Genomic DNA, 13767 nt, shown 5'->3' on the forward strand with positions numbered 1-13767 from the left:
TGGCGCCGAAAGGCAGGCAATTTGCCGAGGTCAGCGCCAACGGAAGTCTCCCTCCCCCTTGTGGGGAGGGGTTAGGGGTGGGGGTACGTCGTAGAGCGAAAGCCTCGGCTTGCTATCTGCGATGGCCCCCTCGTGGGCGAGATGTCCGGCAGGACAGAGGGGGGCGCGAAGGAATGCGAGTTTTGCAATCGTTCTGAGCAACGCTGCCCTGTGCAACCATCACCGCCGCGACCGGCCGATGACATCGTCGGTGTTGGCAAGAAGCCTGTGCACCGCGGCACGGGCTGCAGCCGGTCGCTGCAGGCGGATGTTCTTCTCGATCGCCTCGTGCAGTGCCTGCGCCCGCCGCTGATCGCTGGTCTCGCGGGTGACGAACTGGAACAAATGGTCGAGCGCCGATTCGATCAGCACGCCGAGCGGCACCAGCAGATCGTTGCCCGAGGCGCGCAGGATGGCGAGATGAAACCGCGTGTCGGCGCGCGTCCGCTCCTGCAGGTTGGTCGCCTCGCCCATCTCGCGGCAGGCCTGGCTGATCTCGGCCATCTGCTCGTCGGTGCGCCGCATCGCGGCAAAGGCGCTGGCCTCCGGCTCGATGATGTGGCGGAATTCCTGCACGGTCCTGAGGAACACCTCGCGGTCCGGCGAGGTCGCGTACCAGGCCAGCACGTCGCGATCGAGCAGGTTCCAGCGCTCCTTCGGCTCGACCCAGCTGCCGATCTTCGGGCGTGACGCCAATAGGCTCTTCGCCATCAGCATTTTGATGGCTTCGCGCACCGCCGAGCGGCTGACGTCGAAGGTCTCGGACCATTTGGCTTCGTTGGGCAGGATGGTTCCCGGCGGATAGTCGCCGCGCACGATCCTCAGCCCGATTTCGTTGGCGAGCGAGGCATGCACGCTCGAGCCGGGAAAATGTGCGGCGTCGGCGCGCCGAACGACGGCCGGCCGCCCAGGCTCTGCCTTCAATTTGGCGGGTTGCTTTTTTGATGTCGCGTCCGGCATTCGTATTCCCCGGCAGCTTCTTGTCGAAAGCCTGAATTCAGGGCACGACAAAGCAGCGGCCTACGCTCCAAAGCAGCGTCGCCTCGTGCGTTTGTATGGACGATGCGTAACGGGGCGCCCGACGGGCGCCCCGAAACTGCGAACCTACTTCTGGATGCAGGTGTCGACGGTGTCCTTGGTGCATTCGTCGAGGCCGGTGAACACCGGATCGGCGACCGGCTTGCCGTCGACCAGGTCGATCATCACCGAGGGCGCCTTGTAGCCCATCTCGAACGGCCGCTGGCCAACCAGCGCGGTCACCAGCCCGTCACGAGCAATCGCCACCTCGTCGCCGATCGTGTCGGCGGCGCCGATGACAAAGGCGTTGCTGGCGATCTTGTCGGCCATCGGCTTGAACAGGTCGCGGTAGGGCTGCGGAGCGCCGAACAGCGGCCAGCCGCCCATGATGCCGAAGGCGTCGAGATCGGGATTGGCGGCGAGGATGTCGGTCATCGCCTGCACGCCCTTGGCGCCGTCGTCATTGGTGAACACCGGGCAGCCGGCAACTTCCGTCCAGCCGCCTTCCCCTGCCAGCGCCGCGAGGCCGTCCTTGCCCGAAAGCGCGTCACGCATGCCCTGCGCGCGGCGCAGGATGTTGTCGGCCGCCGGATTGCCTTCGATGGTGCAGATCTTGCCGCCATTCGGCTTGGCCTTCTTGATGTATTCGCCGATCTTGTGACCCATCAGGTAGTTGTCGGTGCCGAGATAGGTCTTGCGCAGCGCCGCGTCTTCCTTGCTGAGGTCGGCGTCGAGGGTCATGATCGGGATCGACGGATTGGCGCTTTTGATCGTCTGCGCGATCAGCGGCGCGTTCGATGGCGAAATCGCCATTGCCACCGTATCGGGCTTGCTCAGCATGTCCTGGACGATCTGAGCTTCACCGGCCTCATCCGAGGTCGATGCCGGTCCGGTGTAGAAGCACTCATATTCCGAACTGGCGTTTTCCTTGTTCCATTTCTCGCAACCCTGGTGGATGGCCTCGAAGAATGGATTGTCGAGCCCCTTCACGACGATGACGAGCTGTTTCTTGGCCATGGCCGGCCCGGCACCCAGCGCCATGACGGCGGCGGCAGCGAGCAATAGTGATTTCCTCATGTCAGTCCTCCCTTTGAAACAAACGGACACCGCGTGCCCGCCACACACAGATCGACCCGGAGCAAGATGACAGAGGACGTAGCACTCGTGTCGCCAAGCCAGGTCGATAAGCATTTTCATATTCAGTCTCAGACCGGCACCGACAGATATCGCTGGTTACCAGATCCCTGACCGACAAACCCTCACCGATTCCTTCCGGCAACCCGGTGGCTCGGCGCAAGCTCCTCCGACGCTTAGCTAATATCGCCTTGTCACCGACGTCAATGCTATTTGTCCTACAAAACTGATTTTTCGAAAGAAGCCGTGGTTGACGCCAAGGAGGCTTATGCGTAAATGGGCAAAATCGCTGCTTCCGGGAGGAACTGGGGAGAGCGAATGGCCGCGGCAGAACCGCAGGCCGCAAAGCACGGGGAGGCAAGAAGGCTGGTGGCGGTTCTCGAACTCACCAACATCTCGAAGCATTTTGGCGCCATCCAGGCGGTCAACGACGTTTCGTTGTCGATCGAGGCCGGACAGGTTGTCGGCCTGATGGGCGACAACGGCGCCGGCAAGTCGACGCTGGTCAAGATGATCGCCGGCAATTTCCCGCCGAGCCATGGCACGATGCAGATGGACGGCAAGGAGCTGATCCTGCACAAGCCGGTCGAGGCGCGCCAGCACGGCATCGAAATCGTCCATCAGGACCTGGCACTGTGCAACAATCTGACGGCCGCCGCCAACGTCTATCTCGGCCGTGAATTGCGCCGCGGCCTCGGGCCGCTTCGCATCCTCGACTATGCCGCGATGTACAAGCGCGCCGGCCAGATCTTCGCCGAGCTGAAATCCGAAACGCGCCCGCGCGACCTGGTCAAACAAATGTCGGGCGGCCAGCGGCAGGCGGTCGCGATCGCCCGCACCATGCTTTCGCAGGCCAAGATCGTGCTGATGGACGAGCCGACGGCGGCGATCTCGGTGCGCCAGGTCGCCGAGGTATTGAACCTGATCCGCCATTTGCGCGACCAGGGCATCGCCGTCGTGCTGATCAGCCACCGCATGCCCGACGTCTTTGACGTTGCCGACCGCGTCATCGTCATGCGGCGCGGCCGCAAGGTCGCCGACAAGACGATCGCATCGAGTTCGCCGGAAGAAGTCACCGGGCTCATCACCGGCGCCATCGAACAGGTATGATTGACGCCTCAACCATGAGTAAAAAAGGTCGATAATGGCAGTCACCCTTGATCAGACGATCGCGCACAAGCAGCACACCTTGCTGAGCAAGGTGTTTGCCAGCCAGACCTTCTGGGTGGTGATCGCGGTCATCCTCGCCTGCCTGTTCCTGTCGGTGGCCACGGATTCCTTTGCCACGACCAAGAACCTCTACAACATCACCCGCAACATCACCTTCGTCGCTATCGTCGCGCTCGGCATGACCTTCGTCATCATCACCGGCGGTATCGACCTGTCGGTCGGCTCGGTGCTTTGCCTGTGCTCGATGGTGCTGGCCGTCACCATGCATGCCGGCTACGGCATCGAGATCGGCATTGGCGCTGCGATCGCGACGGCGCTGATCATCGGCGCCTTCAACGGGGTTCTGATCGCCTATCTCGGCTTTCCGCCTTTCGTGGTGACGCTCGGCATGCTGTCGATCGCACGCAGCCTAGCCATGGTCGCCTCCAACAACACCGTCGTCTTCCAGTTCGGGCCGGACCACGAAAAGCTGCTGGCGCTGGGCGGCGGCGCCTGGGTGTTCGGCATCGCCAATCCGGTGCTTTACATGATCGTGCTGGCGTTGATTACCGGCTTTGTGCTGCGCTGGACGAAATTCGGCCGGCACATCTTCGCCATCGGCGGCAACGAGCATGCGGCAACGCTGACCGGCGTTCCGGTGCGCCAGATCAAGGTCGTCGTCTACATGATCTCGGCAATGGCGGCTGGCCTTGCCGGCATCATCCAGACCGGCTGGCTGGGCGCGGTCACCACCAATCTCGGCAACGGCATGGAGCTTCAGGTGATCGCCGCCACCGTCATCGGCGGCGCCAACCTGGCCGGCGGCATGGGCACAGCCTTCGGCGCGGTCGTCGGCGCGGCGCTGATCGAGGTCATCCGCAACAGCCTCGGCCTGCTCGGCATCAATGCCTTCTGGCAAGGCGTGTTCATCGGCGGCGCCATCCTGCTCGCCGTGCTGTTCGACCGCATCCGCAATTTCAGGCGCAACGACTGACGTTCAAGCGCAGCCTCCCCCTTCTCCCCTTGTGGGAGAAGGTGTCGCCGAAGGCGACGGATGAGGGGTGCTCCAGTTTGGCATCGCCTCATTTCTTCCAACACCCTCAACCGTCTCGGCGCTAGCGCGCCGATCCACCTTCTCCCACAGGGGGAGAAGGGGACGCGCTCCTATCGCCGGGTCTGATAATCCGCCGGTGCGGCGCATGGCCGGCGCCCGGACGTGCACATCCGTCTTGACGCAAGCCCGAACTGCGCCGCACAATCGCTCGCAGCAGGCGAAGGGAGGCCAGTCGCCTGCGGGAGGATATACCCATGACGGAAGCGATCAGGCTCTACTGGGGCCGGTTCGGACATGTTTCTGTCCTGAACGTCGCCAGCGACTTCGTCACCCATGCCCATGTCGAGGCGCATATCATCATCTGGCTGGAAGGCACCGCCGGCGAGATGACCATCGGCCGCGAGACGGTACGGCTTGGACCGGGCACCGCCGCCGGCATCAATTCCTTCCAGCCGCACAGCCACGCTCTGTCCCGCGACGGCACGCCCGGCCTGTTCCTCGCCTTTTACATCGATCCGGACTGGGCTCGAAGGCGCCGCGAGCTGCCTTCCTCCGCGCCGCTGTTCTCCGCCCCGGCAATCACGCTCGAGCCTTGGCTGCACAAGGCGGCGGCCAACCTTCTCGATCATCTCAGCGACAATGAGAGGATCGACGACATCGCCAATTACGAGATCGAGCGCTTCATCGACAGCGTGCTCGATGCCGCCGACGCGTCCGCACCGCAGACCGTGCGCACCCGCGTCAGCACCATGCAGGACTTCCGCGTCCGCAAGGCGATCCAGCTGATGAAAGCCAATGTCTGCGAGCGTATCTGCTTCGACGACGTGGCGCGCAGCGTCGGCCTGTCGCGGCCGCATTTCTTCGCGCTGTTCAAGGAACAGACCAATCTGACGCCCAACGTCTATTGGAACACGCTGCGCATGGAGGAAGCCGTGCGGCAGTTGCAGTGGTCGCAGGAGCCGCTGATCTCGGTCGCCTGCAATCTCGGCTTCACCACGCAAGGCAATTTCTCGCGCTTCTTCCGCGACCATGTCGGCGTCCCGCCGACGCTTTACCGCGAGGCGGCGCGGGCGATCAGCTGAGCGCCCGTTTTTCAGACTATTTGATAGGCGTTCAAGACGCATTGATAAGCGCTGCCGAGCCTGCCGCCCTACCCTCCCAAGCAGCTGATTTGCAAGGGAACGATCATATGGCGAAAGTCACCATCTCCAGCGTCATCGACGCACCGGTCGAAAAGGTCTGGGCGCGCATACGCGACTTCAACGGCCTGCCGACCTGGCACCCGCGCATGGTCGAAAGCCATATCGAAGACGGCAAGGATGCCGGCACGATCGGCTGCGTGCGCAATTTCCAGCTCGCCAGCGGCGCCCGCCTCCGCGAAAAGCTGCTCGATTTCTCCGACGAGAACTTCCTCGTCAGCTACGCCATCCTGGAGACGCCGCAGCCGCTCACCAACCACAAGGCGACGTTGCAGTTGCGGCGGGTGACCGACGGCGACCGCACCTATGCCGAATGGACCGCCAGCTTCGACGCCGTTCCCGAGGAAGCCGATAAATTGGCCGAAGGCATGGGCGCCAACGTCTTCCAGGGCGGGTTCAACGCCCTGAAGGCCCATTTTGCCGGCCAGAGCCAGGCGTAAAGGGAGCGTTCCATGGCGCTTGCACTGCAGAGTTTCGCGACGGTGAAGGATGCCAGCGCGGCGCTGAAAGCCGCCGGCACCCGCTACCTCGGTGGCGGCACGTTGGTGGTGCGCGCCGCCAATGAAGGCGACGTGTCGATCTCCGGTTTCGTCAGGTCGACCGAACCGGCGCTGTCGGTCATCCACATTTCCGGCGGCGAGGTCCGCATCGGCGCTTCGGTGACCATGGCGGCGATCGCCCGCCATCCGGATCTCGCCCCGCTGGCCCACGCCGCGCGCGCCGTCGGCGGCCCGGCGATCCGCAACATGGCAACGGTCGGCGGCAATCTCTTCGCGCCAGCGCCTTACGGCGATTTCACCGTTGCGCTGCTGGCCTTGGACGCAACCGTCAACATCGGCGACGGCGAACTCCCGATCGAAACCTTCCTGGCGAAACGCGAAAGCAACCACGCCATCGTCACCGCGGTCGGCTTCACGCTTCCGAAGGAAGGCGGCTTTCGCTTCCTGAAAGTGTCGAGGGTCAAGCCAAAGGGCATTTCGGTGCTGAGCATCGCGACCGTGCTGGAGCACGCACCGGACGGCACCGTGTCGTCAGCGCGGATCGCGCTCGGCTGCATGGCCGACCGGCCGATCCGTGCCAGGGCGGCGGAGAAGGCCCTGATTGGCCGGGAACTCACCAGCGAGGGCATCGCACCGGCACTGGCTGTTGCCCGCGACGGCACTTCGCCGCGAACCGATCCGATCGCCAGTGCCTGGTATCGCAACGAAGTCCTGCCGGTCCATCTCGGCCGGCTGCTGCTCGCCTGAAAGACCGTGGCATCCGCCTGGCTGCGGCGAAAGGAGTAAAAAGATGGCAAAGGTCCCGGTTCAGTTCACGCTCAATGGTGCCGAAAAGGCCGAATTCATCGACAGCGGCACGACGCTGCTTCATGCGCTGCGCGACAAGATCGGCGACACCTCGCCGAAGGGCGGCTGCCACCAAGGCACCTGCGGCGCCTGCTCGGTCATCATCGACGGCGAGCTCAGGCTGTCTTGCCTGACGCTGGCCGAGACCTGCAATGGCGCAACTATCGCCACGACCACGGGGCTTTCGGAAGGCGGCGTGCTGCATCCGCTGCAACGCGCTTTCCTCGATGCTTTCGCCACGCAATGCGGTTTCTGCACGCCGGGCATGATCATGGCCGCCAAGGTGCTGCTGGATCACACCCCGAACCCCAGCCGCGAGGATGTGGTCGAGGCACTGTCCGGCAATATTTGCCGCTGCACCGGCTACGAACCGATCATCCAGGCGGTGCTGAGCGCCGCGCGCTCCAATTCGCAGAACGCGGCTTGAGGGGAGTCAAAAAGATGGAACTCCGCAAGAGCTACTTTGCCGACCAGCGCAAGGACGATCTGCACGAGATCGGCCAGCCGCGGCCGCGTTCGGATTCGCCCGGCCATGTCACCGGCAAGACCGCCTATTTCGCCGACCGCAATTTTCCCGGCATGCTGCACCTGAAGATGGTGCGCAGCCCGCATCATCACGCCCGCATCCGCAGCATCGATACGTCAGAGGCGGAAAAGCACCCCGGCGTCGTCAAGGTGCTGACCGCCAAGGATGTGCCGCACAATGTCTACACCATCCTGATCCTGATCCAGATCGGGCCGGAGGACGAGACGGTGCTGGCCGACGGCAAGGTGCGCTGGAAGGGCGAGGCCGTGGTGGCGGTGCTGGCCGAGACCGAGCGCGCCGCGCAGGAAGCCGCCGCCAAGGTCAAGGTCGATTACGAAGTGCTGCCCGCCGTCTTCGACATGGACGAAGCGCTGAAGCCCGGCGCGCCGATCGTCAATGAATATCACGGCCGGAATTATTACCTCTACGACAGCGGCGAATGCCGCAAGGTGCGCTTCGGCGATGTCGAAGCCGGCTTCGCCGAGGCCGACCACGTGCTCGAACAGACCTACCAGTCTTCACCGATCGAGCATGCGCCGACCGAGACGACAGGCTGCATCGTCGCGCCGGAGGGCAACGACCGCTTCACCTGCTACACCAACACGCAGGCGATGTTCTTCACTCTCGATAACGCCTCGATCATCCTGCAGATGCCCGGCAACAAGCTGCATTTCGTCGGCGGCACTGTCGGCGGCGGCTTTGGCGGCAAGGTCGACGTCATCGTCGAGCCGATCGCCATCCTTGGCGCCAAAATAACAGGACGACCGGTCTGTTTTATCTACAGCCGCGAGGAAGAGATGCAGATTTCCTCGCCGCGCGCCGCCGAGAAAGTCGTCATCAAGGACGGCGTCATGAACGACGGCCGCATCGTCGCGCGTAAAGTCACGGGCTACACCGACGCCGGCGCCTATTCGCGCCATTCGCCCTACGGCGCGCAGAAGGGCGCCGGCCATTATCCCGGCCCCTATACGATCCCGAACGTCTGGATCGACACCTACTGCGTCTACACCAACCGCACCCCGTCCTCGGCGATGCGCGGCTTCGGCGTCACCATTGGCGATTTCGCGCTAGAGGTACAGATGGACAAGCTCGCCCGGCTGATCGGCATGGACCCGCTCGAATTCCGTTTCATCAACGCCTATCGCGATGGCGACATGAAAGCACATCGGCAGCCGACCGAGGGTGCTGCGCTGATCGAGTGCATGCAGGAAGCCTCGCGCGCCGCCAACTGGCCGGTAGCGGAAAAATTCATGGCGATGTCGTCTTACGCGAAGGGAGCTTGAGATGGCGATCAGGCGCGGACGCGGCGTCGCCGCGATCAATTATCCGACCGGCATGAATCTCGGCGGCGACCCGACCCAGGCGCTGGTGCATTCGACGCCGACCGGCAATTTCATGGTGACGCTGTCGAGCGTCGATCTCGGCCAGGGCATGAAGCAGATCATGGCGCAGATCTGCGCCGACACGATCGGCGTGCCGACCGACCGTGTCGTCGTCGACACCGCCGACACCGACACCGGCCCGCACTGCATGGGCACCTTCGCCTCGCGCGGCACACACCGGGCCGGCAATGCAGTCATCCAGGCGGCCAGGGAAGCCCGCCAGGTGATGCTGGAAGTGGCGGCCGAGGAGCTGGAGGTCAATGCGTCGGACCTCGAGACCGACGGGCAAGGCAACATCCTGGTCAAGGGCGCGCCGCAGAAATCGATCTCGATCTTCGATGTCGCGCTGTCGGCGCATTTCAAGCGCGGCCGTTCGATTTCCGGCCGCGGCATGTTTCTGATCCCGCGCTCCTATCCGGAAAAGGAAACCGGCGCGATGAAGCCGTCGACCTGCTACGCCCACGCCTGCACGGTTGCCGAGGTCGAGGTCGACGACGAGACCGGCGAGGTCACCGTGCTGACCGTGAAGAACGTCTTTGAGATCGGCCGCGCGCTGAACCCGAAAATGGTCGAGCAGCAGCTCGTCGGAGGCTCGTGGATGGGCATCAGCCATGCGCTCTACGAAACGACCGAACCCTATTATCCCAATCGCGACCATGGCGGCACCGACTTCAACCAATATCTGATGCCGGGTCCTGGCGATCTCGCTCAAACCGATATCATCGTGCTGGAGAGGCCCTCGGCGGACGGGCCGTATGGCGCCAAGGGGCCGGGCGAAATGTGCGCCAACCCGCAGATCCCGGCGGTCGCCAATGCCGTCTTCGACGCCGTCGGTGTGCGCATCGATACACTGCCGATCACGCCGGAGCGCATTCTGCGGGCGCTGAAGGCGCAAGCCCCGAACTGAGTGCCGGAAATGCCCAAGAGAAGCGCCCGGACTTCAAGCGCAGAGACAGTCGCCACCTCGCCGGAGGCGGTGGCGTCCCGCCTCGCCGCCTCGCACTATCTCGCCGATGAAAGCCTGGCCACCGCCATCTTCCTGGCGATCCGGCTGGGCAAGCCGCTGCTGCTCGAAGGCGCGCCCGGCGTCGGCAAGACGGAGGCGGCGAAGGCGATTGCCGAAGTGCTCGGGCGCGATCTCGTGCGGCTGCAATGCTACGAGGGCATCGACGCCGCACATGCGCTATACGAGTGGAACTACCAGCGCCAGCTGCTCGCCATCCGCCACGCCGGCGAGCACGAGATCGACATCTATGACGACCGTTTCCTGATCGCGCGGCCGCTGCTGCAGGTGCTGAAGGCGCCGGAAAAGCGCGTCCTGCTGGTCGACGAAATCGACCGGTCCGACCATGAATTCGAAGCGCTGCTGCTGGAGTTCCTGTCCGATTTCCAAATCAGTATTCCCGAGCGCGGCACCATTCGCGCGACGGCGCAGCCGATCGTCATCCTGACCTCGAACCGCACCCGTGAACTGGCCGAAGCGCTGCGGCGGCGCTGCGTCTATCACTGGATCACCTATCCCGACGCCGGGCGCGAGGCCGAGATCATCATGCTGCGCGCCGGCGATGTCGCCGAGGCCACGGCCCGCGCCGTCGCTGCTGCTGTGCGCGGCATTCGCGCCCGTCCGCTGGCCAAGCCACCAGGCATCGCCGAGGCGGTCGAGTGGGCCAATGCCGCGACCATCCTCGAAAAAGGCGGCAGCCCGTGGCCGGAAGCGTTTCGCCGGGCCATTGGCGTGCTGATCAAAGACGAGGAGGACCTTTCCTGCATTGCGCCGGAGCTCGGCAAGATTGTCGAGGAGGCGCTGGCGTGATGCACGATCGAAGCGCGCTAGCGCGATACCCCAGGGCTAGTGCGCGACGCTGGCGGGACAGCGCCCCCCTCTGTCCTGCCGGACATCTCCCCCTCAAGGGGGAAGATTGGCAGCTTGGGCGCTCCGCTCAATTCTGCAACGTTGAAGATTGGCGAAAGCCGGCGAGATGTCTGATCTCCCCCCTTGAGGGGGAGATGTCCGGCAGGACAGAGGGGGGCGCGAAGGAATGATGCGTCCGGAAAGCTTGCCCCGTGCGACCACGCCGTTCCTCGGCTTCGGCCGGCTGCTCCGCCGCTATGGCTTTGCTGTCGCGCCCGAACAGGTGTCCGGTTTCATGCAGGCGGTGACGCTGCTCGGGCCGCGCTCGATGGCCGACATCCGCGAGGCGGCCCTCGCCACGCTGGCGCCGCCGCCCGACCGCCGCGACGAATTCGAGGCGCATTTCCGGAGCCATTTCTATGGGGATGCCGCGGCGCTGATCGAGGGCGAGGCCGACGAGGAAACCCGCATCAAGGACGATGGTGCAACGGGCGAAGAAGAAATCGAAGTGATCCGCCAGGAGGAAGGCGGCGAACTGTCTTCGGCGAGCGAACAGTTGAGCGTCCGCGAGTTCCATCGCGATAGCGACGGGCTTGCCGCCTTCCGCCGCAAGCTCGCCACCGCTTTGCCCGCGCGCCGCTCCTTCCGCACCGTACGCACGCATGCGCGCGGCAAGCTCGATCTGCGCCGTTCGCTTAGGGAGATCGTCAGCGCCGACGGCGATATCCCCTCGCCGCTGCTGCGCCGGCGGCAGGCGGTGCCGCGCAAGCTTCTCATCCTCATCGATGTATCCGGCTCGATGAAGCTCTACACATCGGACTATCTCAAGCTGGCGCATGCGGCCGTGCAAGGCGCCGACCGGGCGGAGGTCTTCACTTTCGGCACACGGCTGACCCGCATCACCTCGCCGCTGCGCATTCGCGACCGCGACCAGGCGCTGGCCCGCGCCGCTGCCCAGGTCGACGACTGGGACGGCGGCACCCGTATGGGACCGACGCTGCTCGCGTTTCTATCGGTGCCGCGCTTCTCCGCCTTTGCACGCGGGGCGGCGATCGTCATCCTGTCGGATGCGCTGGAGCGCGGCGATCATGCCGAGCTGGAGACGGCGATGCGCCGGCTGAGCGCCCGCGCCTTTCGGCTTTCGCTGGCGACGCCGTTGGCCGGCGATCCGCGCTTCCGGCCGGCCACGGCAGCACTTCGCGCCATCCTGCCGGTGCTCGACGACCTGGTCGACGGCTCGTCCATCGCGGGCGTCACCGAGTTCATCCTGTCGCTCGCCCGCCCCGCCCCGGCGGCCGCGGCAATCTGGAAGAGGGTTTCGTGATGCAGAAGGCGATCGACGCGCATTTCCACATCTGGCGCCAAAAGGACCAGCCATGGCTGGTCGGGCCGATGGTGCCGCGCATCTTTGGCCCTTACGAGCCGATCCGCCGCGACTATCCGATCGAGGAATTCCTCGCCGACGAGCAAGGCTCGGGCGTCGAGAAGGCGGTCTATGTCCAGACCAACTGGGCCAAGGAGGATTTCGAGAACGAGGTCGCGTTCCTGCAGAAGACCGCGGAAGAAACCGGCTGGCCGCACGCCATCGTCGGCTATGCCGACATGACCGTGGACGACGTGCGTTCCCAGATCGACCGGCTGATCAAGTATCCGCTGCTGCGCGGCGTGCGCATGCAGCTGCACTGGCACCAAACGCCGGCCTTCCGCTTCGCCGCCTCGGCCGATCAGGTCATCGACCCGAAGGTGCGGGCCAATGTCGCGCGGCTCAAGCATTACGGCCTGTCCTTCGACCTGCAGCTTTTCCCCGCCCAGATGAAGGATGGGCTGACGCTCGTCGGCGAGAACCCCGAGACCAATTTCATCCTCACCCATGCCGGCATGCTGACCGACATGGAGCCCGAAACCACCGAGGCCTGGAAGGCAGGCCTGCGCACGCTGTCAGCGGCGCCCAACCTCTATGCAAAGCTGTCCGGCCTCGGCACCTTCGTCCACCACAACGACCCGGCGCTGATCGGCTATATCGTCGACAACACCATCGACATCCTCGGCAGCGACCACCTGATGTTCGGCTCGAACTTCCCGATCGAGAAGCTGTGGACCAGCCACGCCGAGCTGATCAGGGCGCACCGGGAGGCGGTGGCGAAACACGGCGCGGCGGCCGAGGCCGATATTTTCTGGAACACGGCGGAGAAGGTTTATCGGCCGGTGTAGCGCGCGTCCCTTCTCCCCTTGTGGGAGAATGTGGATCGGCGCGTAGCGCCGAGACGGATGAGGGGTGCTGGAAGAAACTAGGCGGAGAAAATCCCAGCGATTTGAATCGCTTACGTCTCCACGGCCGCGATCCGTCCAGCACCCCTCATCCGACCGAGCTTCGCTCGGCCACCTTCTCCCACAAGGGGAGAAGGGAAGGCGCCGCGCCTCACCTCACCGCACCTCGAACTGCGGATCGACCGGGATCTGCAGCGCGGTGACCATCTGGTTGGTCTGCCCGGCCAGCCCGATGATCGACACCAGTTCGCCATGCTGCGCGTCGGTCATGCCTTTGGCGCGCGCTGCGGCGGTGTGCGAGTGGACGCAATAGGAGCAGCCATTGGCGGTCGAGACGGCGATGTAGATCATCTCCTTGGTCAGCGGATCGATGGCGCTCTCAGTGACCATCACCGCCTTGAGCTGCTCCCACACCCGCTTCAGCGACGCCGGATCATTGGCCAACCCGCGCCAGAAATTGTTGACGAAATCGGATTTGCGCGTCGCACGGATGTCGTCGAATACCGCCTTGACCGCCGGGATTTTTTCCACCTCGGCATCGCTCAGAAGTTTCGTCGTGGCCATGGCTTGGTCCTTTCGTTTGGATCGTTATGCGAGGTCGTTGAATCAGGTCGGGAGAAAAGGCGGCTAACCGCCTTGGATGAATCAGCAATTGACGCGCTGAGGCAAGACCGTAAGGCTGGCCGAGGCCCCTCACCTTCGTCATCCCTGGGCGAAGCAGGAGCGAAGCTCCGTCGCGGAGACCCTGGGATCCATATGTGGACGGCGCCCTGCCTGCAACGGTTGTTTTGCGTCGTTTTC

General features: G+C 64.3%; 14 protein-coding genes. 11 read left to right on the forward strand and 3 right to left on the reverse strand.

Annotated elements, in window-relative coordinates:
* Positions 1–219: 219 nt before the first annotated feature.
* Both NKH04_RS31660 and NKH04_RS31665 read right to left on the reverse strand, forming a co-directional pair.
* Positions 220–999, reverse strand: a complete 780-nt coding sequence (locus tag NKH04_RS31660) for a FadR/GntR family transcriptional regulator (RefSeq protein WP_352875058.1) — start codon at positions 997–999, stop codon at positions 220–222.
* A 144-nt stretch (positions 1000–1143) separates the two neighbouring features.
* On the reverse strand, positions 1144–2133 hold the full coding sequence (locus tag NKH04_RS31665; RefSeq protein ID WP_023675805.1) for a sugar-binding protein: 990 nt from the start codon (positions 2131–2133) through the stop codon (positions 1144–1146).
* Between the two features lie 426 nt (positions 2134–2559).
* Between NKH04_RS31665 and NKH04_RS31670 the strand changes: the two genes are divergently transcribed.
* The 11 genes from NKH04_RS31670 (at position 2560) to NKH04_RS31720 (ending at position 12909) form a co-directional block, all read left to right on the forward strand.
* Positions 2560–3300, forward strand: coding sequence for an ATP-binding cassette domain-containing protein (locus tag NKH04_RS31670; protein WP_023675804.1), 741 nt, complete (start codon positions 2560–2562; stop codon positions 3298–3300).
* A gap of 34 nt (positions 3301–3334) precedes the next feature.
* A complete protein-coding gene (locus NKH04_RS31675) occupies positions 3335–4333 on the forward strand; it encodes an ABC transporter permease (RefSeq protein ID WP_353045517.1) in 999 nt (332 codons plus the stop codon).
* A 314-nt stretch (positions 4334–4647) separates the two neighbouring features.
* The gene (locus NKH04_RS31680; RefSeq protein ID WP_353045518.1) at positions 4648–5475 is read left to right on the forward strand and encodes an AraC family transcriptional regulator; all 828 of its coding nucleotides are present in this window, start codon (positions 4648–4650) and stop codon (positions 5473–5475) included.
* Between the two features lie 107 nt (positions 5476–5582).
* Positions 5583–6032, forward strand: a complete 450-nt coding sequence (locus NKH04_RS31685; protein ID WP_352771369.1) for an SRPBCC family protein — start codon at positions 5583–5585, stop codon at positions 6030–6032.
* 12 nt (positions 6033–6044) lie between these two features.
* The gene (locus tag NKH04_RS31690) at positions 6045–6839 is read left to right on the forward strand and encodes an FAD binding domain-containing protein (protein WP_353045519.1); all 795 of its coding nucleotides are present in this window, start codon (positions 6045–6047) and stop codon (positions 6837–6839) included.
* Positions 6840–6882: 43 nt separating this feature from the next.
* The gene (locus NKH04_RS31695) at positions 6883–7365 is read left to right on the forward strand and encodes a (2Fe-2S)-binding protein (protein WP_353045520.1); all 483 of its coding nucleotides are present in this window, start codon (positions 6883–6885) and stop codon (positions 7363–7365) included.
* A 14-nt stretch (positions 7366–7379) separates the two neighbouring features.
* Positions 7380–8747: a xanthine dehydrogenase family protein molybdopterin-binding subunit gene (locus NKH04_RS31700; RefSeq protein WP_352749737.1), complete on the forward strand. Its 1368-nt coding sequence runs from the start codon at positions 7380–7382 to the stop codon at positions 8745–8747.
* 1 nt (position 8748) lies between these two features.
* Complete coding sequence (locus NKH04_RS31705; RefSeq protein WP_353045521.1) at positions 8749–9753, forward strand: xanthine dehydrogenase family protein molybdopterin-binding subunit; 1005 nt, start codon at positions 8749–8751, stop codon at positions 9751–9753.
* 9 nt (positions 9754–9762) lie between these two features.
* Positions 9763–10659, forward strand: a complete 897-nt coding sequence (locus tag NKH04_RS31710; protein WP_353045522.1) for an AAA family ATPase — start codon at positions 9763–9765, stop codon at positions 10657–10659.
* A gap of 226 nt (positions 10660–10885) precedes the next feature.
* A complete protein-coding gene (locus NKH04_RS31715) occupies positions 10886–12022 on the forward strand; it encodes a vWA domain-containing protein (RefSeq protein ID WP_352819769.1) in 1137 nt (378 codons plus the stop codon).
* On the forward strand, positions 12022–12909 hold the full coding sequence (locus tag NKH04_RS31720; RefSeq protein WP_352819778.1) for an amidohydrolase family protein: 888 nt from the start codon (positions 12022–12024) through the stop codon (positions 12907–12909). Before NKH04_RS31715 ends, NKH04_RS31720 begins: the two co-directional genes overlap by 1 nt.
* A gap of 213 nt (positions 12910–13122) precedes the next feature.
* Here the strand turns inward: NKH04_RS31720 and NKH04_RS31725 are convergent, their stop codons facing one another.
* Positions 13123–13530 (reverse strand): carboxymuconolactone decarboxylase family protein, encoded by a 408-nt coding sequence (locus tag NKH04_RS31725; RefSeq protein ID WP_352819767.1) that lies wholly within the window; start codon positions 13528–13530, stop codon positions 13123–13125.
* Between the last annotated feature and the right edge of the window lie 237 nt (positions 13531–13767).

The organism is Mesorhizobium sp. M1365, from assembly GCF_040317865.1.
Lineage (GTDB): Bacteria > Pseudomonadota > Alphaproteobacteria > Rhizobiales > Rhizobiaceae > Mesorhizobium.